Annotated in this window: 22 protein-coding genes; 14 read left to right on the forward strand and 8 right to left on the reverse strand. The window is 52.4% G+C overall.

The window, feature by feature from the left end; all coding sequences use genetic code 11:
* The first annotated feature begins 50 nt into the window (after positions 1 to 50).
* The 3 genes from NFC81_RS08175 to NFC81_RS08185 all read left to right on the forward strand — a co-directional run bounded on the left by NFC81_RS08175 (position 51) and on the right by NFC81_RS08185 (position 2,764).
* Positions 51 to 1,505 carry a glyceraldehyde-3-phosphate dehydrogenase gene (locus NFC81_RS08175; RefSeq protein WP_304993995.1) on the forward strand — a complete coding sequence of 485 codons (1,455 nt, stop codon included), beginning with the start codon at positions 51 to 53 and terminating at the stop codon, positions 1,503 to 1,505.
* A 167-nt stretch (positions 1,506 to 1,672) separates the two neighbouring features.
* Positions 1,673 to 2,437, forward strand: a complete 765-nt coding sequence (locus NFC81_RS08180) for a phosphatase (RefSeq protein ID WP_304993996.1) — start codon at positions 1,673 to 1,675, stop codon at positions 2,435 to 2,437.
* 138 nt (positions 2,438 to 2,575) lie between these two features.
* Positions 2,576 to 2,764 carry an RSP_7527 family protein gene (locus tag NFC81_RS08185; protein ID WP_304993997.1) on the forward strand — a complete coding sequence of 63 codons (189 nt, stop codon included), beginning with the start codon at positions 2,576 to 2,578 and terminating at the stop codon, positions 2,762 to 2,764.
* 107 nt (positions 2,765 to 2,871) lie between these two features.
* Here the strand turns inward: NFC81_RS08185 and NFC81_RS08190 are convergent, their stop codons facing one another.
* The 6 genes from NFC81_RS08190 to NFC81_RS08215 all read right to left on the reverse strand — a co-directional run bounded on the left by NFC81_RS08190 (position 2,872) and on the right by NFC81_RS08215 (position 10,951).
* Positions 2,872 to 5,406: an EAL domain-containing protein gene (locus NFC81_RS08190; protein ID WP_304993998.1), complete on the reverse strand. Its 2,535-nt coding sequence runs from the start codon at positions 5,404 to 5,406 to the stop codon at positions 2,872 to 2,874.
* Positions 5,407 to 6,396 carry a transcriptional regulator GcvA gene (gcvA, locus tag NFC81_RS08195; protein ID WP_370529907.1) on the reverse strand — a complete coding sequence of 330 codons (990 nt, stop codon included), beginning with the start codon at positions 6,394 to 6,396 and terminating at the stop codon, positions 5,407 to 5,409.
* A gap of 15 nt (positions 6,397 to 6,411) precedes the next feature.
* The gene (locus tag NFC81_RS08200) at positions 6,412 to 7,005 is read right to left on the reverse strand and encodes a tRNA-uridine aminocarboxypropyltransferase (protein ID WP_304993999.1); all 594 of its coding nucleotides are present in this window, start codon (positions 7,003 to 7,005) and stop codon (positions 6,412 to 6,414) included.
* 8 nt (positions 7,006 to 7,013) lie between these two features.
* The gene (gene kynU, locus NFC81_RS08205; protein ID WP_304994000.1) at positions 7,014 to 8,246 is read right to left on the reverse strand and encodes a kynureninase; all 1,233 of its coding nucleotides are present in this window, start codon (positions 8,244 to 8,246) and stop codon (positions 7,014 to 7,016) included.
* Between the two features lie 23 nt (positions 8,247 to 8,269).
* Complete coding sequence (locus tag NFC81_RS08210; protein ID WP_304994001.1) at positions 8,270 to 9,676, reverse strand: MBL fold metallo-hydrolase; 1,407 nt, start codon at positions 9,674 to 9,676, stop codon at positions 8,270 to 8,272.
* 351 nt (positions 9,677 to 10,027) lie between these two features.
* On the reverse strand, positions 10,028 to 10,951 hold the full coding sequence (locus NFC81_RS08215; protein WP_304994002.1) for an NAD-dependent protein deacetylase: 924 nt from the start codon (positions 10,949 to 10,951) through the stop codon (positions 10,028 to 10,030).
* 138 nt (positions 10,952 to 11,089) lie between these two features.
* On the opposite strand from NFC81_RS08215, the gene NFC81_RS08220 reads away from it, so the two are divergent.
* Together NFC81_RS08220 and NFC81_RS08225 are read left to right on the forward strand one after the other, a co-directional pair.
* Positions 11,090 to 11,926 (forward strand): hypothetical protein, encoded by an 837-nt coding sequence (locus NFC81_RS08220; RefSeq protein ID WP_304994003.1) that lies wholly within the window; start codon positions 11,090 to 11,092, stop codon positions 11,924 to 11,926.
* Between the two features lie 5 nt (positions 11,927 to 11,931).
* The gene (locus NFC81_RS08225; protein WP_304994004.1) at positions 11,932 to 13,248 is read left to right on the forward strand and encodes an OmpA family protein; all 1,317 of its coding nucleotides are present in this window, start codon (positions 11,932 to 11,934) and stop codon (positions 13,246 to 13,248) included.
* A gap of 10 nt (positions 13,249 to 13,258) precedes the next feature.
* Here the strand turns inward: NFC81_RS08225 and NFC81_RS08230 are convergent, their stop codons facing one another.
* The gene (locus NFC81_RS08230; protein WP_304994005.1) at positions 13,259 to 15,811 is read right to left on the reverse strand and encodes an EAL domain-containing protein; all 2,553 of its coding nucleotides are present in this window, start codon (positions 15,809 to 15,811) and stop codon (positions 13,259 to 13,261) included.
* Between the two features lie 216 nt (positions 15,812 to 16,027).
* Here NFC81_RS08230 and NFC81_RS08235 point away from each other — a divergent pair, with 216 nt between their 5' ends.
* The 6 genes from NFC81_RS08235 to NFC81_RS08260 all read left to right on the forward strand — a co-directional run bounded on the left by NFC81_RS08235 (position 16,028) and on the right by NFC81_RS08260 (position 20,372).
* Positions 16,028 to 16,459, forward strand: a complete 432-nt coding sequence (locus tag NFC81_RS08235) for a cytochrome b562 (RefSeq protein WP_304994006.1) — start codon at positions 16,028 to 16,030, stop codon at positions 16,457 to 16,459.
* A 35-nt stretch (positions 16,460 to 16,494) separates the two neighbouring features.
* Entirely contained in the window at positions 16,495 to 17,166 is a 672-nt protein-coding gene (locus tag NFC81_RS08240; protein WP_304994007.1) for a cytochrome b/b6 domain-containing protein, read from the forward strand.
* A 294-nt stretch (positions 17,167 to 17,460) separates the two neighbouring features.
* The gene (locus NFC81_RS08245; protein WP_304994008.1) at positions 17,461 to 18,453 is read left to right on the forward strand and encodes an ABC transporter substrate-binding protein; all 993 of its coding nucleotides are present in this window, start codon (positions 17,461 to 17,463) and stop codon (positions 18,451 to 18,453) included.
* A 17-nt stretch (positions 18,454 to 18,470) separates the two neighbouring features.
* Positions 18,471 to 19,250 (forward strand): ABC transporter ATP-binding protein, encoded by a 780-nt coding sequence (locus tag NFC81_RS08250; RefSeq protein ID WP_304994009.1) that lies wholly within the window; start codon positions 18,471 to 18,473, stop codon positions 19,248 to 19,250.
* 15 nt (positions 19,251 to 19,265) lie between these two features.
* Positions 19,266 to 20,045, forward strand: a complete 780-nt coding sequence (locus tag NFC81_RS08255; RefSeq protein ID WP_304994010.1) for an ABC transporter permease — start codon at positions 19,266 to 19,268, stop codon at positions 20,043 to 20,045.
* Positions 20,046 to 20,144: 99 nt separating this feature from the next.
* Positions 20,145 to 20,372: a DUF2798 domain-containing protein gene (locus NFC81_RS08260; protein ID WP_304994011.1), complete on the forward strand. Its 228-nt coding sequence runs from the start codon at positions 20,145 to 20,147 to the stop codon at positions 20,370 to 20,372.
* 93 nt (positions 20,373 to 20,465) lie between these two features.
* On the opposite strand, the gene NFC81_RS08265 is transcribed toward NFC81_RS08260, so the two are convergent.
* A complete protein-coding gene (locus NFC81_RS08265) occupies positions 20,466 to 21,146 on the reverse strand; it encodes an OmpA family protein (RefSeq protein ID WP_304994012.1) in 681 nt (226 codons plus the stop codon).
* A 162-nt stretch (positions 21,147 to 21,308) separates the two neighbouring features.
* Between NFC81_RS08265 and NFC81_RS08270 the strand changes: the two genes are divergently transcribed.
* Genes NFC81_RS08270 through NFC81_RS08280 form a run of 3 tightly spaced genes read left to right on the forward strand, consistent with a single transcriptional unit; the run spans position 21,309 to position 24,324 of the window.
* Positions 21,309 to 22,997, forward strand: a complete 1,689-nt coding sequence (locus NFC81_RS08270) for a VRR-NUC domain-containing protein (RefSeq protein ID WP_304994013.1) — start codon at positions 21,309 to 21,311, stop codon at positions 22,995 to 22,997.
* A gap of 38 nt (positions 22,998 to 23,035) precedes the next feature.
* On the forward strand, positions 23,036 to 24,079 hold the full coding sequence (locus tag NFC81_RS08275) for a PLP-dependent cysteine synthase family protein (RefSeq protein ID WP_304994014.1): 1,044 nt from the start codon (positions 23,036 to 23,038) through the stop codon (positions 24,077 to 24,079).
* A 59-nt stretch (positions 24,080 to 24,138) separates the two neighbouring features.
* Positions 24,139 to 24,324: a DUF6435 family protein gene (locus NFC81_RS08280; RefSeq protein ID WP_304994015.1), complete on the forward strand. Its 186-nt coding sequence runs from the start codon at positions 24,139 to 24,141 to the stop codon at positions 24,322 to 24,324.
* Positions 24,325 to 24,341: the final 17 nt, after the last annotated feature.

Consider the following 24,341-nt stretch of genomic DNA (forward strand, 5'->3'; position numbering starts at 1 on the left):
TTAAAACGCACCCTCCTATCAACCTATAATAAATTTATGAGGTAGCCGTAGTGAGCGACCGCATCGAAGACTCCCATCTGGACCAGTGGCAACATCGTGAAGCCATTGCCGAAAACTTGATTCCCCTAATTGGTCAACTGTATCGTCAGTTTAACGTGGTAACCTCGCTGTTCGGGCGAGCCATGGTAAACCGCTCGGTCATGCGCATCATTAAAGACCACCGCTTTGTCCGGCATATTGAAGGCGAAGAGCTGGATGTAGCCCTCACCGAACGCCTTTTACAGGCTCTGATTCGATTGAACCCAGGCCCGGCACACATTGATGTGGGCAAGCTGGGCACACAGTTCCGCAAAGAAGCACACGATGACCTCGACGCCTTTTTGCGCCGTGAACTGGCCAGCATCGTCGATCAACACGACACCGCTGCACCCGGTGGTGAATCGCAGGATGTCGTACTCTATGGCTTTGGCCGTATCGGTCGCTTGTTAGCGCGTATCATGATTGAAAAAGCCGGTGGTGGCAGCAAATTGCGCCTGCGCGCCGTCGTAGTTCGTGGCGGCAAGGCCGGCGATCTACAAAAGCGTGCCAGCTTGTTGCGCCGCGACTCAGTGCACGGGCCGTTCCACGGTACTATTCAGGTCGATGAATCCAATAGCGCGCTGATCGTTAATGGCAACTACATTCGCTTTATCTATGCGAACAGCCCGGCCGAAGTCGACTACAGTGCTTTCGGTATTCACGACGCACTTGTCGTCGACAACACCGGTGTCTGGCGCGATGCTGAAGGCTTGGGTAAACACCTTGACTGCAATGGTGCCAAGAAAGTATTACTCACCGCGCCCGGCAAAGGCGAACTGAAGAACATCGTCTTTGGCGTGAATCACGGTGATATTGCCGACAACGACACCATACTGTCTGCCGCCTCCTGCACGACCAATGCCATCGTACCGGTGCTAAAAGCCTTGAACGATAAATTCGGTGTGGTCGAAGGCCATGTTGAAACAGTGCATTCTTACACCAACGACCAAAACCTGATCGATAACTTCCACAGTGGTGAACGCCGCGGTCGATCGGCGCCTTTGAACATGGTGTTAACCGAAACAGGCGCTGCCAAAGCGGTAGCCAAGGCCCTGCCTGAGCTAGCCGGAAAACTGACCGGTAACGCTATTCGTGTACCCACTGCGAATGTCTCCATGGCGATTCTGAACCTGACCTTGGTCAACGCGGTCACCAAAGACGAACTCAACGAGTATTTGCGCTGGGCCTCAATCTACTCACCGATGCAGAAGCAGATCGACTTTGTGGACTCCCCGGAAGTGGTATCCAGCGACTTCGTAGGCAATCGTCACGCCGGTATCGTTGATGGCAAGGCAACCATCACCAACGACAAGCGTGTGGTGCTCTATGTCTGGTACGACAACGAGTTTGGCTACAGCTGTCAGGTCGTGCGCGTACTGCAGCGTCTGGCAAAGCTACAGGTTAAGGTGTTCCCTCAGGATCACTAATACCGTTGGCATCGCCATCGTTAAAAAAGGCATACGAGTCGACTCGTGTGCCTTTTTTAATTCAATGCCCCGCTACGCTTTCTTGCCGCTGCTGATCATCAGAATGTCATCAAAATCTGCTACACTACCCGCCTATCTCAATTTTCTCAGCACGTCACAAGGTAACCATGAGAATCCTCGCCGATACCCATTCGCACACCGTTGCCAGTACGCATGCTTACAGTACGGTGCATGACTACTTCCAAATTGCCCGAGAAAAAGGTTTGCAGCTGTTCAGCCTGACCGACCACGCACCCACCATGCCGGACGGCGCCCACCCCTGGCATTTCGGTAACCGTAAAGTGATACCTCGCGTCGTCAATGGCGTAGCAGCCCTGCGCGGTATCGAGGCTAATATTCTGCCACCCGATGGCGGGCTCGACATTGCCGATGGCATGCTGCCCTTTCTCGATTTTGCGATCGCCAGCTTCCATGAACCCGTGTTCCCACCCGTAGATGAACGCACGCACACAGCGGCCGTCATCAAGGCCATTGAGAGTGGACGCTGCCAGATCATTGGTCACCCTGGCAACCCCAGTTACCCCATCAATCAAGAAGAAGTGGTGCGGGCGGCACGCGACCACAATGTGGTGTTGGAGATTAACAACAGCTCCTTTGTGGCTTCTCGCCTTGGTAGCGAGCCGCAATGCATTCTCTTAATGGAACTCATTGACCGGCTGGACTGGAAAGTATCCTTTGGCAGCGATGCCCATATTGCCTATAGCGTCGGCGACTTTAGCACCAGTATCGCCAAGGCCGAAAGCATTGGCTTTCCCGTCGAACGTATTGTGAATCGCGATGCAAAGAGCTTTCTAAGCTTCTTAGGCGAACACAACAAGCCAGTAGCAACGGAGCTAAAGGAATGGCTAAAGAGCCTGAATAGCAGCGCATAGGCGTCTTTATAGATTAGTTATTCTCATCTATTGCATGAAAATCAATCGTTTGTTGTGTGATCGGTTAGTTTCTATCATAGCGCCATTCCTGATCAACAGCGTCAGGACAATGACAAACCACCCGATAAGGAACTAATTATGAAAAACACTAACGACATTAACATCGTAATGAACGCTTGGGGCGAAGTAGACGTGGCTTACTACGAAGCACTCGCTCGTAAGATGCGTGCTGAAGCCATGGCAGAACTGACAACTAAAGCATTCAAAGCCGTAGTTCAGCGCATCCGTCAATTGTTCACACCCGCTCGCGTCGCTACCAGCGCCTAAGTATTAGGCGCTTTGACCTCGGGTCATGCGCTTAGGGGTTCTATCGATCTAAAATAAGAACTTACCCCTTTCCCTTCTAAGCTCTGCAAACCCTTCCTGCTTTGCAATTACTGTTGTGCAAGTGCTTCTATCTGCGTAACAAAATCGGAGGCCGGTACGGGCTTGCCAAACAGGTATCCTTGATAGAGAAAACATCGACTGTGTGCCAACAGATTTTGTTGCTCAATGTTCTCAACCCCCTCTGCAATCACCTCCATGCCAAGGTCTTGCGCAATATTGATAATGGCTTCTACGATGACCCAGTCCTTAGATGAATAATCTGCCGTTGCACGATGCACAAACGACTGATCGATTTTAACTTCATCAAACGGTAGCAATGACAAGTAGGCCAGCGACGAATACCCTGTACCGAAGTCATCCATGGCGAACTTAATGCCATCGGCTTTCAAAGCCTCCATCTTCTCCAGTGTGTCGTTCAAATCCGCCAGCACCAAAGTCTCAGTAAGTTCCAGCTTCAGCATGGCAGGATTGATGTCATAGGCGTTCACCACTCGACGAACTCGTGCCACGAAATCCGTTTGGTGAAACTGGCGTGCGCTGACATTCACCGACAATACCAAGTGTTCCAATTGTTTTTTTTGATGCCAATCTCTGAGTTGACGGCAAGCGGTATCCAATACCCACGTACCGATATCAATAATCAATGAGCTGCGCTCGGCCAAGGGAATAAATTGCCCGGGTGGAATATAACCTTGGTTCAAGTGATTCCACCGAGCGAGTGCTTCCGCGCCAACTGGATGCCCATTCCGGTCGACTTGTACTTGGTAGTGCAGCTCCATTTCGTTGTTTGGCAAGGCAACACGCAAGGCGCGCTCTTGCGCGTATTCAGCTTCCAGCTGTGCATGAGTGGCAGGGTCAAAAAAACGAATGGCGTTACTGCCTGAAGCTTTAGCCTGGTACATGGCTATGTCCGCGCGCTTCAGCAACTCTTCAGTACTGTGCTCCTTCCCCAAAAACAAGCTGATACCGATACTCGCTGAACAATGGTATTGATGTCCAAGAAGATCATAGGGGCGGCTCAACAAATTGCCTACCTTACGTGCTACCTGTTCCGCTTCATGTGCCGCCTCTGTCTTCTTAGCACTCAGGCCTTCAACCACAATCAAAAATTCATCACCACCGAGCCGAGCCAGAGTATCGTTGGCGCGCAAACAGTACTCCAAAGTACGCGCGACTTTTTGCAGCAAGAGGTCACCCACCGAATGGCCCTGAGTGTCATTCAAATGTTTAAAGTCATCTAGGTCAATGAAGAATACCGCTCCGTATCGGTTTAAGCGATAAGATGCAGCGATGCTCTGATGCAAACGATCTAGTAATAACCGTCGGTTAGGCAATTCCGTTAGCGGGTCGTAATAGGCCAAACGATTAATCGTTGCCTCTGTTTCTTTGCGCTCGGTAATGTCGGTAATAAAGCCGTACCAGGACACGGACCCATCTTCATCGCGTTCTGGTTGAGCATTGCCCCACAACCAGCGCACAGTGCCGTCGGGGAACTTCACCCGATATTCTTGCTGCCAAGTCTCCATGCTGCTTGCAGAAGCTTCAATCGCAGCATAGACGGCCGGCAAATCATCCGAATGAATAACGTCTACGACAGGGCCCGCATCATGTGCCACCTGTTCTGGTGTTACCCGGTAGACGTCACGAATAGCGTCACTGGCATAAGGAAATGAGTACTCTCCGTCCGGCGATTGCCGAAACTGATAGACCACCCCAGGCACGCGGGAAGATATCTTGCTCAAGCGGTCATACAAAAAGCTCACGCGGTGTTGTGAATCGATGGCTTCCTTCTCCGCACGCCGTACCCGGCTGTGTAAGGCTTGGCTAAGCGAGAGCATAATGACGATGAATAATAGAACCAAACCCGCAACGGTAGCGATGAGGGCGCTATTAAGTGCCACCCCAGCCTCAACATCAGCGACCTGCCCATCATCAAAAGGGATAAACACCGTCGCGTGCATGGCAACAAAGTGCATGGTCGCCACCGCGGCACCCATAATCACAGAAAAGATAATCTTACGGAGCAGCCGCGATACAATCTTTGCCCGCAATAGCACTGCGCTCGCCAGCGACAACGTTGCCAGTACCACCGCGACAAATAAAGACACCAAGAACCAGCCCCGGTCATACAGCATATCCGCAGCTAAGACCATGCCACTCATGCCAATATAGTGCATGCCACCGATACCTAGACCCATCAACACCCCACTGATGACGATAATCCCAGGGCCTGATAGGCGCACGTCCAGCGTATGCAATACCAACGCACTGGCCAACACAGCAGGTAGCACAGACACCAGTGTCGGCCACAACAGATAATGAACCTCTATAGGAAGCTCAAACGACAGCATACCAACGAAATGCATAGCCCAGACACCCAGCCCCATGGACATGGCACCGCTGGTGTACCAAGCAAGGCGTCGAACTGGGGAGCGTGCAAAGCGGATGAGATCAAGGTGGCTAACACTGGTGTAGGCTGCCATCATGGCTATCAACACAGAAACCACGACTAAAGCGCCATTGTGTGAACCAATCAGAGAATTGGTCAGGTCGGAATGATTTACAAAACCAAATTCATGCATCTAGGTGTCCAAATTTAGGCGCTGTGCGTTTTTGTTCTTGGCGGCTTGATCAGCGTCTTCACTCATTTGCTCCATGATCCAATCACGAAACATCCTCATAGCATAGCCTGCTGGACGGTTTTTCGCATAAACCAGATAGAATGATTTGTTTTTCGGCAACGGAATGTTGAGTGGCGTGATCAGCTCGCCAGACTGTATTTCTTCCGTTATCAAGCTCACATCCGTTAGGGCTATCCCCAGCCCCCGAACTGCAGCGCCAGCCGCCAGAGACCCGCTCGACAAGACCAGTCCTTTCTTGGTTTCTCGGTACTCAGTGTTTGCTGCGTCAAACCACGTACGCCATTCATCAATACGCTTGCTGACATGAATCAAACGATGTTGTGACACATCAGCGGGCTCCAGGATGGGTTTACGTGTCATTAGGCTCGGCGAACAGACAGGTATCAGCACCGATTGACGCATAAATAAGCACTCTAAACCCTCCCAGTTCCCGTCACCGTAGTACACCGCCATATCCACATCGTCGCGGCTGAAATCCAACAGGCCAGTCGACGCCGATATCTGCAGTTCAATGTCGGGATACTGCTCGGAAAAAACGCCCATCCGTGGCAACAACCAACGTGTTAAAAAGGCTGGTGCCACAGCCAGCTTTAACTCACCAGACCCATGGGTCGACACCAGATTTTGTGTTGCTCGCTCTACTTCGCGTAACGCCTTTTGTACTGACTTTAGGTATTCCTTCCCGGCCGATGTCAGATGAACACGGCGCGTTTGACGGGCAAAGAGTGGCAACCCAAGAAACTCCTCCAAGGCCTTGATCTGATGACTGACCGCAGACGGCGTCACAAAGAGCTCACGTGCCGCAGCCTGGAAGCTCCCCTGCCGCGCTGCCGCTTCAAAGCTGCGCAAAGTATTGAGTGGCGGTAATCGTTTTATGGTATCGACTCCTGTGTCTACTCTCGGTTTGACTCTCGCATGACGAGCAACCAGTGCGCGCGGCTCCCTTCACCGTTGATGAGCATCGGGCTGATAAGCCTGCCACCGGGCAACAAAGTGACGCTGTAGCTCATGCAAGGGGCTTGGGTCTACATGGTGTACCTGCTGGAGCACCCAGGCAACACTTTCCAGAGTAGAACACGCGGATGGGCTGGGCACCTTTCGAATACGATAATTGCTCACCGGTGCTTGAGAAAAACTGTACGCCGTTATCTTTGTCAGCCATGGGTGTTCATGCAATAGGCGGCGCGTCTTCTTCCAGGTGCCATCCGGCAGTAACCAAGCCGTTGGCCGTGTCACATCCTTGTTAGCTGCGAGGCCTTCGACTGGTTGGCTGTCGGCGGTTGGGTAAACCAGCCCCCACTGCTCCGGCGCTTGTTGCACGCGAGCTTTCAGCTCAGCCACGGTTAGGTCATCGTCAGCCGCCACGACCTCTAGCTGCGGTAATGCCAGTTGCAACAATGGTACGGTGCTTTTTGCGCACTTGCGTTCCTGCGCATCCTGCAAAATGACGACGGATACTGGCACTTGCATTGGCTGTACCCATGCACAGACGCACGCGACCTCTGCGTAGCCGCAGGTCAGACAACGGGAACGCTGCATTGCCACAATCAAGTCACCGCCTGTTGCGCCTTAAAGCGCGGCTGATCCCAGTGTTTATGAGTCATGATGTCCGCCAAAACATCGACGGCTCTGCCAATGTCTTCATAGCTGACGTACAAGGGTGCTACACCAAAGCGCACAATATCGGGCGCGCGGAAATCACCAATAACCCCACGATCAATCAACGCTTGCATGATGGCGTAACCCTCCGGGTGCCGAAAAGACACTTGGCTACCACGCGCGTCGGCATCGCGTGGCGATGCCAACGCAAAACCAAAGTCGGCGCAACGCTGCTCCACCAGCTCAATCAGTAAATCTGTTAGCGCTTGTGATTTGTGCCGAAGTGCCGACATATCAACGGTAGAAAAGATATCCAAACCAACTTCAAGCGCACTCGCTCCAAGCACTGAAGTCGTACCGGTCAGCATCTGCGTGATACCGGTTGCAGGAGCGTAATCGTCTTGCATGGCGAAAGGTTGAGCGTGACCAAACCACCCATAAATAGGTTGTCGGATACCCTCTTGCAGCCGCTTGGCGACATAGACGAAAGCCGGGGCGCCGGGGCCACCATTCAGGTATTTATAACCACAGCCTACGGCCAGATCAACGTCGCATTCGTTCAACGCTAAGGGCACGGCACCTGTGCTGTGGCTTAGATCCCATAAAATCAGCGCCCCTTTAGCATGTGCCCGAGCGGTTATGGCCTTCATATCATGCAGGGCACCGGACTTGTAGTGTACATGCGTCAACACCACCAAGGCCGTATCTTCATCAATGGCGTCGATAATATCTTGCGCGGGTATGGTCACCAATTGCGCAGCGTTACCCGAGAAATCACACAAGCCCTGCAGAATATATCGGTCGGTGGGAAAGTTGCCGGGCTCTGTAATGATCTTGTGCCGTGACGGACGCAAACGCAGAGCCGCTGTGGCTAACTTGAAGATATTGACCGAAGTGCTGTCGGTCACCAATACCTCGTCTGAGTCGGCGCCAAGTAACGTAGCGATTTTACTGCCCAAGCGCTGTGGCAGGTCTATCCAATGAGCGCTATTCCAACTTCGAATTAATCCGTTACCCCACTCATCTTCAATTACCGCTCGCATACGCGCTGCCGTCGCCTTTGGCATACACCCTAAGGAGTTCCCATCCAGATAAATAATGCCCTCGGGCAGCTGAAACTGCGACCGCACGTCGGCCAAGGGATCTGCAGCATCCATCTGTTGGTACAGCGCTAATGACATATCGACCTCTACTGCGTAGCTGTTTAGAGATCGATAGTATCACCCAGAGTAGGCACGTCTACTGTTAGCCCTTCGGCCTGCATTTTTTCCTGCAAGATAGCCAGCGCACCGGACTCACCGTGAATCAGATAAAAACGTGGTTGCCCGCCGATACCGCGTGCCCATTTGAGCAACTCCGATTGACCTGCATGGGCAGAAAAACCACCCAGTGTATGAACCCGTGCTTTTACGACCATATCCTGCCCAAACAACTTAACCTTGGTCACACCATCCACCAGCTTGCGCCCCAGTGTTCCCCTCGCTTGGAAGCCGACGAAAACAATGTGATTATGCTCCTTCCATAGATTGTGCTTCAGGTGATGCACAATGCGTCCACCGTTGCACATGCCGCTACCCGCAATGATGATGGCGCCCTGCGTAATACGGTTAATCGCCATGGATTCTTCAACCGACTCAGTGATACGCAAAATCGGCAGGAAATCTTGCAGTTTGCCTACCTGCTTGTCAGTCAAAGCTTTGGTGTCGTCTTTGTTCAGACTGGGCATGCTTTCGTTATAGATCTGAGTAATGCTGGACGCCATAGGGCTGTCCAAGAACACCAACTGTTGTCTCAATCGGCCTTGGTGATAGAGCACGCCAAGGTAATAGAGGATTTCTTGCGTTCGCCCCAGTGCAAAAGCAGGCATAAAGACATTGCCACCGCTGGCATGAGCCTCTTCTAAAGCCTGTGCGAACTCTTCAACCGTATCATCCAGTGGCCGATGATCACGATCTCCGTAGGTGCCTTCCATCAGCACCACATCAGCGTGCTTGATGGGCGTTGGATCACGCATCAACACCGTATCCGGATTACCCAGATCGCCGGAAAACACTAGATGCCGCATGGCCTGCCCATTCTTTAACCACAGTTGGACGATGGCCGAACCCAGCACATGCCCGGCGTCACTGAACACCAATTCCAAGCCGGGCATAGGCACCGTTCGTTGCTCGTAGCCCACGGCTTCCGTCAAATCCATTACCCGTTCGACGTCTTGCGCCGACATGACCGGCGACATGGGTGGTTTACCCGCACGGGCTAAACGCTTGTTCTGCCACTCCAAATCCTTCAAATAAAGGAATACGGAATCTTTCAACAACACTGGTAATAGTTTTTTGGAGCCCTTGGTGCAGAATATTTTGCCTTTAAAACCCTTGGCTACCAGCAGTGGCAGCAGGCCGCTGTGGTCAATGTGAACATGCGATAGGATAACGAGATCAATGGCTTCCGGTCTGAATTTGAAGCGAAACTTATTCCAGTCACGTACCTGACTTTCGCCCTGCGTCATTCCGCAATCCAACAGAATATTCTTTTTGCCCACACGAATATGATAGCAAGAACCTGTAACCTGCTCGGCGGCACCTAAAAATTTTAAGGTAGCATTCAGTGACATAGACACTCTCCTTGAAAGACATATAGAGAGTTTAGTCGTTCTGGCGCGAGTCACTGCTTGATGTGGGTCAATGCCCTGAAGAATGAAGAGAAGATAGTGTAACACGATGAAGCCACCGTCCTTGGCAGCCACTGAATCCTTCCGTCGGCGAAATACAGCGTTGCATTATGCCCTGTACAACAACCCATTATGTGAATGGGTGGGTGATCCTTTCCCGCTTGATTTCAACGACGGGAAGAATGACACCAAAAGTGTAAAGCCACCACAGTGAAACATGACGATTTGAGGCCCTCAAATCGTCATGTTTACAGAGCTATGCGGGTTTGCAGCGTCAACAAATTGTAAAGGCATTTAGTTTCCAGTAAATATCGTCCGCACTCGATCCAGTGTTTCAGAGATGCGGGCATTCATTTTTAACGTTACTAATTCGTCCGCTCTTGTTTGCCCCAAGTTCAACGTTGCGATGGGCAATCCCCAATCGTGCGCGTGCCGACAAAAGCGAAACCCCGAATAAACCATCAGGGAAGAACCTATCACCAGAAGCCCATCACTGGCGCGCAATGCTTCTAATGCCATTTGCACACGCGCCTTAGGGACATTATCACCGAAGAACACCACATCCGGTTTCAGTATTCCTCCACACTGCTCGCAATGCGGTACCGAAAACTGGCTGAAATCCACTTCTAAATCCGCATCGCCGTCCGGAGCAGTCCTTGCCGTATAACCCATGAAATCAGGATTCAGGTCAGCACAGGCGGCATGAACGCCTTCGCGTGTGGTACGCCAGCCGCAACTCATGCAGAGCACTTCGTCAGATCGCCCATGCAAATCGATCACGCGTTCGCTGCCAGCGCGCTGATGCAGGCGATCCACATTCTGCGTAACCAGCAGACTGATGGTGTTCTGCCGCTCCAGTTCTGCTACGCATTCGTGCGCCACATTGGGCTGTGCATTACGCATAACCGGCCACCCGATCAGGCTACGTCCCCAATAACGCTGACGCGTATAATGATCATGCATGAAGTCGTGATGCTGCACGGGTGCCTTTCGTTTCCACGCCCCAGCATTGTCGCGGTAATCGGGAATCCCTGAGTCTGTACTAATACCAGCACCGGTCAGCACGAATACTTTGGGATGCGCGATCAAGAATTTGTGAAGTTGCTCTGCTGCCTCTTCGGGTGACTGCGGCGTCAGAGTCACGGCAGTCGGTAAGCGCCGTTGATCTTCGGCAACGATCGATGAATACCCTTTTGGTGGTGTGCGACCAATCGACATAATTTTGCTCTATCCTCTGCAATCAATGGAACATTATACGCAATTAACGCACGCCCTGGACGACCGCTATTTACAGGCAAAACTGTTTACCGCATGATCATCACGTGGCCTTAGTCGACAAACACCATGAGGGTTCGTATGACCAATCCCAAGCACACACTGTTCTGGATGACTTTATTCCTGCTCATCGTCGCTGGTATCTGTGTGCTGATTTTCGGCCCACTCAAAACCGCATTCATGGCTAACTGGGTTTTCAACGCCACCATTCTGGGTGCTTTGCTGGTCGGTATCCTTATTACCTATCGCCAAGTGTTTATGTTATTCCCCGAATTAGCATGGATTGCGCGCTTTCGCACCGGCCGTGCTGGTTTATCCGTGCTGAAAGAGCCTCGTTTGCTGAAGCCGCTGGCGCGCCAACTGGGCGACGAATACAAGCGCGATGGCTTTACGCTAACCGCTTTTTCGTTGCGCACGGTTTTAGACGGCATCCGCAGCCGCTTGGATGAGCAGCGAGAAATCACCCGCTATTTTATCAGCCTACTGGTGTTCTTGGGCTTGCTGGGAACGTTCTGGGGGCTATTGAGTACCATCAGCTCGGTCGGCGCAGTCATCACTGGGCTGGATGTTACAGACGGCGACTTCGCAGAGGTGTTCAGCAACCTGCAGTCTGGCTTGTTAACTCCATTGGAAGGCATGGGCACGGCTTTCAGTTCTTCCTTGCTAGGCCTGGGTGGCTCACTGATTCTCGGCTTTCTCGATATTCAGGCAGGCCATGCGCAAAATCGCTTTTACGACGGATTGGATGAATGGTTAACTGGCTTAACCAAGCTGGTTGAAGAAGCCCGCAAAGGCCAGCGTACTGGGTCGGAGGCGCCGATTTTCCCCCACGACAAGGATTTAGAAGCCGCGTTAGAGATCGACCGATTGCGGCTCGAAAACGAGCGCTTGCGGAATAAGCTGACGGACAAGGACTGAGCACGATGAATCCGCAGCGCCGCAATCGCAGCCCCATCAACGTCTGGCCCGGCTATGTCGATGCTTTATCAGCCTTGTTGATGCTGGTCATATTTATGTTGATGGTGTACCTGGTCACCCAGCTGTTCTTATCGCAAACGGTGTCCGACCGCGACGCTGAACTGGCGTCTTTGTCCAATCGATTGAATGAAATCACCCGATTATTGGGTTTAGAAGAGGAACGGGCCCAGGCTCTTACCAGCGAATTAGCCACTGTGCGCGGCGAATTTGCGCTCAGTGTCGCCCGCGCTGAAACACTCAGTGCAGAGCGAGATGCGTTACGCGAGCAGGTCTCCGCTGACCGTGAGACCATTGAGACGCTGCTGGGCACACAAGCCTCTTTGCAACAAGACATAGTGGCGCTGCGGGAAATGCGCGCCCGGCTTGAACAAGAAATCGCAACTTTAGCCAGCGCTGTCGCCACACGGGACACACGTATCGGTGTGCTCGATGGTGAGATTTCGAGCTTGGAGCAGCAGCTCGGCAACCTGCGCGATCGCAGCCTAGCGTTGGAAGCGGAATTGGCTGATGAGCGCGAACGCACGCTGTTATCGCAACGGGAAATCGATACACAACAACTGCGTATACAAGACTTAGTACTGATTGTGCAGCAAGCAGAAAGCGCGCTGGAGAGTGAGCAAACCTTGACAGTAGCCCAACGGGTACAGATTCAACGTTTAAGCGAACAAGTCGATTCGCTACAAGACCAACTCCGTGCAATCAGTGCCGCCTTGCGTTTGCAAGAATCCCTGACCGCTGAGCGTGATACTGAACTGGCCGAGCTGGGCGCCCGGCTGAACGCTCTGTTAGCGGAGCGGGTCAATGAACTGGAGCGCTACCAATCCGACTTCTTCCGGCGACTGCGTGATGTCTTGGAAGACAATGAGAACGTTCGTATCGTTGGTGACCGATTCCTGCTGCCGTCCGAACTCTTCTTTGCTTCAGGGCTGGCGGACATAGGCCCGGAAGGCCAAGCAGAATTGAATAAATTAGCGGTACTCTTGCTCGACCTCGTGGACACCATTCCAGCCGATGTGGACTGGATCATGCGCGTGGATGGGCATACGGACCGCGTCCCTATCAATCGCCCATCCTTCCCGTCGAACTGGGAACTGTCGGCCGCACGGGCAGTGTCTGTGGTGCGTTATCTGGCCGCGCAGGGTGTGCCGGAAGAACGCTTGGCTGCGGCGGGTTTTGGTGAGTTTCATCCGCTGGATGAAGGGACCAGCCCTGAAGCTCTGCAACGCAATCGGCGCATTGAGATTAAGCTGACCGATCGTTAAGGTATTCCGCTCAAGCCAGCACAGAGCGCGCATAGCGATCAAACACCTGCTGCGCAGCCATCGGGCGGGCCAATAGATAGCCCTGCCCCTGCTCACAGCCAAGCGCACACAAAAAGTTATACTGCTCGCGCGTCTCAATACCTTCCGCCAACACGTTCAGCTCCAGTGCTTTGGCCAATGCGATGATCGCTCGAAGTATGGAGTCGTTCGATACCGAAATACCGATATCACGCACAAAGGATTGGTCAATTTTAAGGTAGTCGAGCGGCAAGTTGCGTAAGTACATCAGACTGGAATACCCCGTACCGAAGTCATCGATGGCAATGCTCACACCGTAGCTTTTGAGCATATTCAGAACGCCAATCGATCGCTCAGGTGCACGCATCAACTTGCTTTCGGTCAGCTCTAACTCTAAACGATTAGCGCTCAAACCTTGGGACTCCAACGCATGTGACGTGCGCTTGATCAGCTCTTTGTGCTCCAGTTCAATCGCTGAGATATTGACGGCGACCTTATCCACCATAAAGCCCTCATTTTCCCAGCGGCGCAACTGAGCACAAGCTTCTTGCATCACCCATGCATCAATTTCGTCTATCATACCAATGTCTTCGGCCAGCGCGATAAACAGGCTGGGCGGAATAACCCCCTGCTCAGGGTGCTGCCAGCGCACCAATGCTTCTACCCCCACTATGCTCTCGGTACGCAAATTGAACTGCGGTTGGTATTCCAAGAAGAGCTCGCCATTCGCTACGGCCAAACGCAAAGCGTTCTCCAGTACGAAGCGTTGTTCTGTCGATTCACTGAGGCGTGTGTCGAATGACTGCCAGCTATTCCCCCCACTCTTTTTAGCTTCGAACATCGCCATCTCGGCCCGCGTCAACAACTTCTCGGCACTGTCGCCATCTTCAGGGAAGGTGCTGGTGCCAATACTGGCCGTAAACACCAAAGACTGCCCGTTAAGCACGATCGGCATATGCAGCTGATCAATGATATGATCCACCAGCCCTTGGGACTGTTCCGCGGTCAAGGGGCGCTCTACCAGCAGGACAAACTCATCGGCGCTCATGCGTGCCAGGGTATCTGGCATATTTGCAAAATGCAGGCGTTCGGCAACGGTCTTCAACACCTGATCTCCGAGAGTACTACCCAGTGTGTCGTTAATGTTCTTAAAGCGATCAAGATCTATAAAGACGACCGTCAGGCTGCCAGGTTGACATAGAGCCACTTGCACCGCATGGGCCATCCGTTCCATCAACAAAGCACGATTGGGCAATCCGGTCAGGGCATCGTAATGGGCTAGATAGCTCAAGCGCTCGGTCTGTTCAAAGTGTTCCGTGAGGTCGGTCCAAGTCCCCACCACCTCATCATACCCGGACCTATCTTGAGTTAACCGCTGTTCATCTCGAATGCGATGCACTTTGCCTTTTTTATCCAGCAGTCGATATTCACGCTGCACACGGCCTTTGCTGAGCACACTGTCTCGCTGCGCCATCACAATCGGCCGATCTTCCGGGTGCAAATACTTGGGCCACCAATCGGGCGATAAAACATCCTGCACTTCAAAGCCAAAAATTCGCTCAACATTCCCACTGACCCACGTCAACGCCAGATTTTGGCCTTTCAACGTGTACACCACGACCGGGCTGCTATCCAATAAGTGGGTAAAACGCTCGTTCGCTTCAACCAGCTCACCCGCCTTGCGTTGCACCGCCCAACGCAACGCCTTGCTGTGCACAATAAACCATAAAATCAGCGCCATCAGCGCAATAACCAAGCCTGACAACCAACCGGGCACTACGCTCAGCACCGGTAGTGACGCGGCTTCCGCAATCGCGGAGTAATACGGCGATCCGGGATCCGCCTGCCATTCCACTAGGTAGTGATCGATACGCTCCAGCAAGGCTTCATCACCGGACAGCGGTGCCGCAAAGTATAGACCCACCTGATTGAACGTGAGCGGCGCACCGATTAATCCGTAGTCCCCGCGATGGCGATTACCAAAAAAGTTGTTCGCGACCACCGCATCAGCGTCACCCGCACGCACTAAAGCAAACCCTTCAGCGATGGTTCGGATGTGAATGACCTGCCCATTGACACCAAGCTGCGGAACCAAACCCTTTAGGAAGGAGGCTTGAATAGAGTCTCTTAATACCGCCAAACGAAGGCTAGGTAGTTCTTCAAAGTCGGTCAACAAGGTGGTGGGCCGCACGTACAATTGGCTCCAAGACTGAACCACCGCGTGACGATGGAAGGCGAGCCGCTGCGCTCGATCGGTCGAAAACGCCACATCAGGCATTAAATCCAATTCGCTATTTTCTAACATTAGGAGGCAGTCAGACCAATTGCAGGGCACGTATTCAAGAGACCATTTTTCCGCCTGAGCCATCGCCTCAATCAGTTGAATAAATAGGCCGTCAGGGTTACCTCGGTCGTTCAGAAAAATCTTAGGTTCGTTCTCATAAACACCCACACGGATAGGTTGGTCATTGCTGGTCGATACGTGGCCAAAGAAAAGGACCAACGCGAGCACCACGAGTGCTCCCACGACCCACAAAGCGTACATTGTCGAAGTCCTGTTCAGGTTCATCTAAGCGCTGCTCCATCGTTAGAAGATACGGACCTATCAATGCAGTATAGTGAAAAACGTCACCTTTGCTCGCCTATACGCAAGAGGCACCCGAACAACACGTTTACATTTCGTGCAAAACCAAGGCGGGCATTATCACGTACCCTACAGAGTACCCATACATTAAACCGTCTTGCTGACAGGAGAGCACAGATGAAGCTTATGTTTCCCATGAAAAAAACCCTGATTATCACCCTTTCCAGTTTTGTACTTTCAACTGCCGCGGTTGCAGATACCTGCTCGGAGACAGCGTTGTATGGCTACATGGAGTCCATGTCGAGCAATATGCAAACACTGTCTCGCTCGGTGCGTAGCAATGACTTCAGCGCTGCGCAAGCGCTGATGCCAGAATTGCATGACGCTGTGGCAAACGCTCAAAGCCAAACACCGTTTTCGTTACGCGATAACGGCTCAGAGGCTCGTATAAACCAATATCGTCAGGCTATTAATGATTTAGCGACACTGTTTGATGAGCTGGACGAAGCCCTGGCTGCCAACGATCAGCGCATGGCAGCAACCGTACTCAATAACATTGGTCAGGCTCGACGCAGTGGTCATAGCACCTTCAAAGCGCGCTCCTGCTAAACTAAGGTATGCGCAAATCGAAGGGGCAACACGAAATGTCGACTAATGGTGAGCAAACAATCGTAGATGTCTGGGACTGGCCCATTCGTGTTTTTCATTGGTCCTTAGTTGTTTGTCTGATCGCGCTGTTTGTGACGGTACGCCAAGGCTGGATGCAGGCACATATCTTTGCGGGGTATGCGCTGTCTGGCTTGTTGGTATTTCGTCTCTGCTGGGCGCTGGTCGGAACCACTTACGCGCGCTTGAGCGGTTTCAATTTGTCGATAGGCGGTTTCCTCCATCAATTAGCGGCGATGGCGCGTGGGAATGCGCCGCACTATCTAGGCCACAATCCGGCCGGGGCGCTTATGGTCATAGTGATCGTGATCGTCCTAGCCCTACAGATTGCCAGCGGCCTATTTTACACCGACGATGTCTTCTGGTTCGGCCCCTTTTTCTTTTCCGCACCGGATTGGGCACTCCATCTTGCCGCTACCCTGCACCCTCGCTTGCCTGCACTTATACTTCTACTCGCGCTGACGCATATTCTTGCCGTGCTCTATCATACGCTACGTCTAGGGGAGCCTCTGGTCGGCGCCATGATCCATGGGCGCAAACCCGCTGCATCGAAGCATTTGGCACGCAGTGCAATTAATCGTTATTGGTTGCTGTTCAGCTTGGTCGCTGCGCTGCTGTGGGCTGGATGGCTGTTCACACTACCGCTGTAAAGGTTGCGCAAAACGCACCAATTCGGTGATTCTCGCACCACATCAAGGCGCATTCACACGAGCGGCGTCACCTGTTACCACACTCACTTGCACCAAATTAACCACTTGTTCAGCTTTTTCTCCTGTCTTTACGTTGATGGCACAGCTATTGCTCTGGCCCTTTCATGCGCTGTAACTCACAGCTCAGCCCACCCCCACCGGACCCTACGCGTCCATAGGAGCATCAACGTGATTTCAAACAACTCATTAATGCGCCCTCTTAAAGGGTTCAAAAAACACTTAGCGGTAGCCGCAATGACAGTCGGCTTGCCGTTTACGGCATTGCACGCCCACGCCGATACCAACATCAACTTTACGCTCGACTGGCGATTTGAAGGGCCTGCCGCCCCCTTTCTGATGGCGCTCGATAGAGGCTATTTCAAAGAAGAAGGGCTGAATGTCACCATAGACTCGGGCAGCGGCTCGGCCGGCGCAGTCACGCGGGTCGCTACCGGTGCCTATGACATGGGCTTCGCTGATTTCAATGCTCTTGTTGAATACACCGCCGCCAACCCCAGTAGCGCCATTCAGGGCGTGTACATGGTCTACAACAACACACCGGCAGCCGTTTTTACCCTAAAAGACTCCGGCATCCTGACGCCTGCGGACTTGGTCGGCAAAACCTTGGCTGCCCCGGTATTTGATGGAGGTCGCAAAGCCTGGCCTTCCTTCGCTGGACACAACGGTTTAGCCGTCGACTCGGTGGAATGGCAAAGCGTTGACCCGGCGATTCGCGAAACCTTGTTAGCGAGGAAACAAGTCGACGGCATTACCGGGTTCTACTTTACTGGCTTACTGAACTTGGAAGCCCGCGGTGTTGCTATGGATAACATCGTCGTTATGCGTTATTCCGACTTCGATGTCGCGCTCTACGGTAACGCCATCATCGCTGGCGAAAAGATCATGAAGGAAAATCCCGAAGCGGTGGCAGCCTTTAACCGCGCCTTCAACCGTGCTTTGGTAGAAACCATAGCCGACCCGGCGACCGCCGTGACCTATGTGAAAAAGCGTGATGGTTTGATCAATGAGCCCTTGGAGCTGCGTCGTTTGGTGCTGGCTCTGGAAGCCCATGTGGTCACCGAGGAGACTCTGGCCGAAGGGTTGGGAGCAGTCACCTCGGCACGTATGGAACAGGCTATTGATGAGGCAGTAGAGTCCTTTGGCCTAACCTATCGCCCAAGTGCCAGCCAACTGTTTAACACTGAATTGCTACCAGCGCGCGATCAGCGCTCTGTCCCGCAAATTTAAAACAGGAAACAGACAGCATGGCATTTGTAACCTTTGAAAATGTCAGTTTGGCCTACGATGAAGGTGGGCCGCTGGCGATAGAGGGCATCAGTCTGTCGGTGGCACAAAATGAGTTCATTGCGGTGGTCGGGCCCTCCGGATGCGGCAAGTCCACCTTAATGAAGCTGGTATCGGGTCTCAGCGACCCGACCGAAGGCTATGTGTATCTAGGAGGCCGACAAATCCACGGCCCACAGAAATGTATTGGCATGGCGTTCCAAGCTTCAAATCTGCTGCCGTGGCGCACCACCTTGCAAAACGTCATGCTGCCGCTCGAAATTGTGCAGCCTTATCGTTCGCAGCTCCGCCGCCAACGCGCAAAGTTTGAGGAGCAAGCCCGGCAACTGTTAGCGCGTGTTGGGCTGGCTGGCAACGAAGATAAGTTCCCTTGGGAGTTGTCAGGTGGTATGCAACAGCGGGCTTCAATCTGTCGCGCGCTGATCCACAAACCGCAGTTATTGATGCTCGACGAGCCTTTTGGCGCGCTCGATGCATTCACCCGAGAAGAGCTCTGGTGCATGCTGCAGGATCTTTGGCAGGAAGAACCCTTTACCGTCATCTTGGTGACTCACGACTTGCGCGAAGCCGTATTTCTCGCCGATACGGTCTACGTGATGAGCAAGGGTCCCGGTAAATTGCTGGCTCGCAAACACATCGACATCACCCGTCCACGCACCTTAGAAGACACCTATACCGATGGTTTCGCCGCTCACGTACAGGAACTGCGTGAACACATTGGCCGAATTCGCACCTCATAAAGCAGGAGTCGTTGCATGAAATTTAACCGCAAGAAGTTTTTGGTGCGTAATGCCTCCTGGCTATTGATGCTGTTTCTCGTCGCTATTTGGGAACTGGTCTGTGTCGGTTTTAGCATTCCCGACTATCTGTTTCCGGCCCCGTCCGGCATCTGGGCAGCCGGTGTCGCGCGCTGGGAAATCATCATGCTGCACGCCGGACAGACATTCTTTACCACCTTGGTGGGTTTTGCCATTGCCGTCGCCTTTGGCTTGTTGGTGGGTATCGCGGTCGGTACGTCACCAACGGTTTACCGGGCGCTCTATCCTCTGCTCATTGGGTTCAACAGCATCCCGAAGGTCGCCTTTGTGCCCGTGCTGGTGGTTTGGTTTGGCATTGGTACCGTGCCCGCTATTCTGACCGCCTTTCTGATTTCTTTCTTTCCTGTTTTAGTAAACGTTGCAACCGGCTTGGCAACCCTAGAACCAGAACTGGAGGACGTGTTGCGCTCGCTTGGAGCTTCCAAGTTAGACATTTTGCGTAAAGTCGGCTTACCGCGTTCGTTGCCCTATTTCTTTGCGTCACTGAAGGTAGCCATCACCCTGGCTTTTGTTGGGTCGGTCATATCGGAAACCGTTGCTTCGAACTTGGGGATCGGATACCTAATGATGGCCGCTAGTTCATCCATGGACATGTCACTGGTGTTTGCCGGTTTGATTGTGATTGGTGCTATGGGGGTGGGTATGTACGAACTGTTCGCGTTGATGGAACGCCGCTTGACTAAGTGGGCGCACCGCAGTCCGGGCGGAGCCATATAAAATCAGCAGATGCCGACATCGAGCTTGCTAGGTTGCGGACTTCACAAGCTCATCATCTTCCATTAAATTAAGGGGATACTCATATACTTGGCCACTGCTATGCTAATTCCTGCTCGCTTAACCCGCTTTGTTGTGCCTTTTTTGATGTCGATCTACATGGCGACCATCATGACTTTTCTAGTAACTGTTATTAATACCGGCTTGGCCGATGGATTCGTCTTCCGTTGGATGCGCGCTTTCTTATTTGCTTGGCCCATCGCCTTTACTTTATTACTGTTGGGTGCCCCCACGGTGCATCGAATCGCTGCCGCGATTGTTAAACACTAGGGCAGCTCTGAACTAATTCAGAGCATTAAAGTACTGAAACACGGGTCGTAAAAAAAGCCGATCTCAGATCGGCTTTTTTTCTAATCAACTGATTTAGCTCAGATCCTCTCTCACAACAGGTTCAAGCACCAGTTCCACACGACGGTTCGCCGCACGACCTTGCTCAGTGTTGTTGTCAGCAATGGGTTTATCAGGGCCTTCACCATAAGGGAACAAGCGTACGCTTTGCACGCCCTTATTGCGCAGATAATCGGCAACGGACTGTGCACGACGCTCACTCAAGCGCTGATTATATGACCGGCTACCGGTTGAATCGGTATGCCCGGCAATGGCGATAAGAGTATCTGGGTATTCAACCAAAATGGCTGCCACACCATCCAGATTATTCTGGAAATTGCCTTGCAGCGTAGCCTCGTTGACGTCAAAGGTAATGTTGCCCGGCATGTTCAAAATGATTTGGTCGCCATTACGAGTCACCGTTACCCCGGTACCCGCCATCTCTTCCCGCAGCTTGGCTTCCTGAACGTCCATATAGACACCAACAGAGCCGCCTGCCACACCACCGATACCGGCACCGATCAAGGCCCCTTTCAGTCGGTTATCGCCGCTGACCATTGCACCAACCACACCACCAACAATGGCACCGCCCACGGCAACCTTGGCTGCATTGGAGGTCTGGCGCTCACCGGTATAAGGGTTAATGGTTGTACAACCAGCCATCAATACAGCAGAGGCCGTCAGCGCAATCAGGCTTTGTTTAAAAGGTTTCGTCATTATTTTCATCTCCATTGATGTCCACGAAATTCATCCGGAATAATAAGCCCGGTTATGCTAAGTATGCCGTGTGTGCTTGCGATTTAGTAGGGACTGGTTCAGTCTTTTCTTTGTATACGACGATTACGCCTCACCCTATACTGGATCGCTCGACGGTAAGCCATGACAACTCACGCAGAAGCGGCCAAAAATCAGCCGCATCCACTCTACTATTTAAACAACTTCCGTCGCGTATTGGCGTGGGTGGTAGAACGCTACAACGACATCTTAACCTCGGAAGAACGCACCTTTATCGCAACCTTTAACGATGCCCTTCCCACCCAAGCACAGGCCTTGCTGGTACGTATGGTCATGCGGAAGGGGATATACTTCCGCTATAGCAAACTCATCTATGCAGAGATTGGTGACCAAGACGACGCACTGGCACCGCTGCTACAGCACGGCATGATTGTCGACAACCCCACCTTGTCTTTAGCCGACGCGGGTCGTCTGTTAACCGCAGGGGAAGTCGGTCGCCTAGCAACCCATCTCGGACACACCCGTCGAGCCACCAAAGCACAATTGTTGAGCCACCTTGAAAGCGTCGGCACAGAAGCTCGCCCCTGGAACGAATGGTACCTATCGCCAGACCAAGTCCAACACAGTGACCACAAGAGCGATCCGCTCTATGAACTGACCGTGATGACCATTTGCGATCGCTTGCGGTTGATGTTTTTTGGCAACCTTCATCAGGCATGGAGTACCTTTGTTCTCGAGGAACTTGGGTTGTTTCGATTCGAAACAGTGCCCTTCGATCGATCGGCTCGACCGTTTAATCACGGTTCGGAAATTGATACCTATATGGCCTTGCACGCCTGCCGAGAAGCATTTGATGCTGGGGTACCAGCCAGCATCCTACTGCCTCAAATACCAACGGTGTCGGCAAGCAACACGTGGTTAAATACGCGACGCGAGCGCTTGGTCTACAACCTAGCTTACCAACTGGAAAGAAGTCATGACGTTGAACGTGCTCTGTCGTTGTACAACGAACTGCAATACCCCGGTGCTCGACTGAGAAGAATTCGTATCCTAGAACACCAAGGTCGCTTCAACGAGGCTCTGACGCTGACAAATCAAGCCCACCAACGGCCTGAAAACGAAGCCGAAAGCCAGAGTATTGCCCGCATTCTGCCTCGACTGTGCCGCAAACTAGGCTTGCCGTTACCCAGCTTACAGCCTAACGGCGAAACCGAGATAATTGAGCTCAAGGCTCCTGCACTTTGCCGGTGTGTGGAAGAGGATGCAGTACAGGCTTTGCACACTGATCAAAGCCCCGTTTATTTCGTTGAAAACAGCCTGATTAACAGCCTGCTGGGCTTGCTACTCTGGCCAGCCGTCTTCGCCAATGTCCCCGGTGCATTTTTCAACCCTTATCAAGCTGGACCAGCAGACCTTAACCAACCGGACTTTCAGCGTCGGCGGCAGGACCTTATTAATGCCCAACTCGCCAAACTTGATGATGGCACTTACAAGAGCTTTATGCGGAGCCACTTTCAAGAGAAGCAGGGCATGCAGTCGCCTTTCGTCTATTGGGAACTGCTGACTGACGAACTGTTGGAATTGAGTTTACGGTGCATTCCGGCCACTCATCTGAAAGCCATGTTCACGCGAATTCTGTTCGATATACCCGCCAACCGCAGTGGCTTGCCCGACCTTATACAGTTTTGGCCTTGCCAATACCGCTATGTTCTCTTGGAAGTCAAAGGGCCAGGCGATCGACTGCAAGACAATCAAAAGCGCTGGTTAGACTATTTTTCCACCCACGACATCCCCGCTAAAGTCGTCATGGTGGGGCGCCCTGATATTCCATGATAATATAAGGTAATAACTGTTATTTAGGTGCCATTCGCATGCGAGCTTGGGTTAACGACGCCGTCAGGGCAATTGAAGCAGACTTTCAACGATCGGCTGACACACATCTCATTAAACTGCCACTGGCTTGTTTTCCGCAGATAGACCTGTACCTCAAAGACGAAAGCACTCATCCCACGGGCAGCTTAAAGCACCGCCTTGCCCGCTCGTTGTTTCTGTATGGCCTGTGCAATGGCCACATCAAGAAAGGCACCACCATCATTGAAGCCTCCTCCGGCTCTACTGCGGTATCTGAGGCTTATTTTGCGCGCTTACTGGGATTACCCTTCATCGCCGTTATGCCGTCCAGCACCGCGTGTCGCAAAATTGAACAAGTGGAGTTTTACGGCGGGCGCTGTCACTTTGTTGATGACGGCAGCCAAATTTACGCCGAAGCAGAACGCCTCGCACAGGAAACCAACGGTCACTTTATGGACCAGTTTACGTACGCCGAGCGCGCCACCGACTGGCGTGGCAATAACAACATCGCCGACAGCTTGTTCAGCCAGATGGCATTGGAACGGTTCCCTGTACCACGATATGTGGTGATGAGTGCTGGAACGGGCGGCACTTCAGCCACCCTTGGCCGCTTTATACGCTATCAACGTTACGCCACCGAATTGGTGGTGGTCGATCCTGAACATTCAGTGTTTTTTGATAGCTATCAAAGCGGCGACATTTCACTTACTGGCAACCAAAGCAGTCGCATCGAAGGCATTGGCCGGCCACGTGTTGAACCCTCCTTTGTGGCCAGTGTGATTGATCGCATGATCAAGGTACCCGACGCTGCTTCCATGGCTACCTTACGCTGGCTGGAAAGGCTAATTGGCCGTAAGGCTGGCGGTTCAACCGGCACCAATCTATGGGGTGCCCTGCAATTGGCAAAGGAAATGGCAGAGCGCGATGAAGCAGGCTCTATCGTTACCGTGCTATGCGATACCGGCGAGCGATATTTCGACACCTATCACAATGATGCTTGGGTAGCACAGCATATTGGCGAACTCAACGAGTGGTCAGCACAACTGCCAACGTTGACCGACTGATCTTGTCAGCGCATAGCAGCGTATTAAAGATACATTCGCCAGCCAGTTGAGTTCCTACGATGTTTGGACTGTTTAAGCAAAATCCGACAAAAAAATTGCAAAATGCCTATGAGCGAAAGCTATCAGAAGCGATGCAGGCACAACGCAGCGGGGATATTCGTCAGTATTCTCTGTTAACCGAAGAAGCGGAGGCGATTTTTGCGCAAATAAACAACGCAGAGAAAAACGAACAACAGAAGCGCTGAGCAATAGTTTGATAAGA

It is taken from the genome of Salinispirillum sp. LH 10-3-1 (assembly GCF_030643825.1).
Lineage (GTDB): Bacteria > Pseudomonadota > Gammaproteobacteria > Pseudomonadales > Natronospirillaceae > Salinispirillum.

Excerpts from the sequence above, each read along its gene's own strand:
- NFC81_RS08180 (WP_304993996.1), top strand. The coding sequence starts at position 1,673 with ATGAGAATCCTCGCCGATACCCATTCGCACACCGTTGCCAGTACGCAT.
- NFC81_RS08185 (WP_304993997.1), top strand. The coding sequence starts at position 2,576 with ATGAAAAACACTAACGACATTAACATCGTAATGAACGCTTGGGGCGAA.
- NFC81_RS08190 (WP_304993998.1), bottom strand. The coding sequence starts at position 5,406 with ATGCATGAATTTGGTTTTGTAAATCATTCCGACCTGACCAATTCTCTG.
- NFC81_RS08200 (WP_304993999.1), bottom strand. The coding sequence starts at position 7,005 with ATGCAGCGTTCCCGTTGTCTGACCTGCGGCTACGCAGAGGTCGCGTGC.
- kynU (WP_304994000.1), bottom strand. The coding sequence starts at position 8,246 with ATGTCATTAGCGCTGTACCAACAGATGGATGCTGCAGATCCCTTGGCC.
- NFC81_RS08210 (WP_304994001.1), bottom strand. The coding sequence starts at position 9,676 with ATGTCACTGAATGCTACCTTAAAATTTTTAGGTGCCGCCGAGCAGGTT.
- NFC81_RS08215 (WP_304994002.1), bottom strand. The coding sequence starts at position 10,951 with ATGTCGATTGGTCGCACACCACCAAAAGGGTATTCATCGATCGTTGCC.
- NFC81_RS08220 (WP_304994003.1), top strand. The coding sequence starts at position 11,090 with ATGACCAATCCCAAGCACACACTGTTCTGGATGACTTTATTCCTGCTC.
- NFC81_RS08225 (WP_304994004.1), top strand. The coding sequence starts at position 11,932 with ATGAATCCGCAGCGCCGCAATCGCAGCCCCATCAACGTCTGGCCCGGC.
- NFC81_RS08230 (WP_304994005.1), bottom strand. The coding sequence starts at position 15,811 with ATGTACGCTTTGTGGGTCGTGGGAGCACTCGTGGTGCTCGCGTTGGTC.
- NFC81_RS08235 (WP_304994006.1), top strand. The coding sequence starts at position 16,028 with ATGAAGCTTATGTTTCCCATGAAAAAAACCCTGATTATCACCCTTTCC.
- NFC81_RS08240 (WP_304994007.1), top strand. The coding sequence starts at position 16,495 with ATGTCGACTAATGGTGAGCAAACAATCGTAGATGTCTGGGACTGGCCC.
- NFC81_RS08245 (WP_304994008.1), top strand. The coding sequence starts at position 17,461 with ATGACAGTCGGCTTGCCGTTTACGGCATTGCACGCCCACGCCGATACC.
- NFC81_RS08250 (WP_304994009.1), top strand. The coding sequence starts at position 18,471 with ATGGCATTTGTAACCTTTGAAAATGTCAGTTTGGCCTACGATGAAGGT.
- NFC81_RS08255 (WP_304994010.1), top strand. The coding sequence starts at position 19,266 with ATGAAATTTAACCGCAAGAAGTTTTTGGTGCGTAATGCCTCCTGGCTA.
- NFC81_RS08260 (WP_304994011.1), top strand. The coding sequence starts at position 20,145 with ATGCTAATTCCTGCTCGCTTAACCCGCTTTGTTGTGCCTTTTTTGATG.
- NFC81_RS08265 (WP_304994012.1), bottom strand. The coding sequence starts at position 21,146 with ATGACGAAACCTTTTAAACAAAGCCTGATTGCGCTGACGGCCTCTGCT.
- NFC81_RS08270 (WP_304994013.1), top strand. The coding sequence starts at position 21,309 with ATGACAACTCACGCAGAAGCGGCCAAAAATCAGCCGCATCCACTCTAC.
- NFC81_RS08275 (WP_304994014.1), top strand. The coding sequence starts at position 23,036 with ATGCGAGCTTGGGTTAACGACGCCGTCAGGGCAATTGAAGCAGACTTT.
- NFC81_RS08280 (WP_304994015.1), top strand. The coding sequence starts at position 24,139 with ATGTTTGGACTGTTTAAGCAAAATCCGACAAAAAAATTGCAAAATGCC.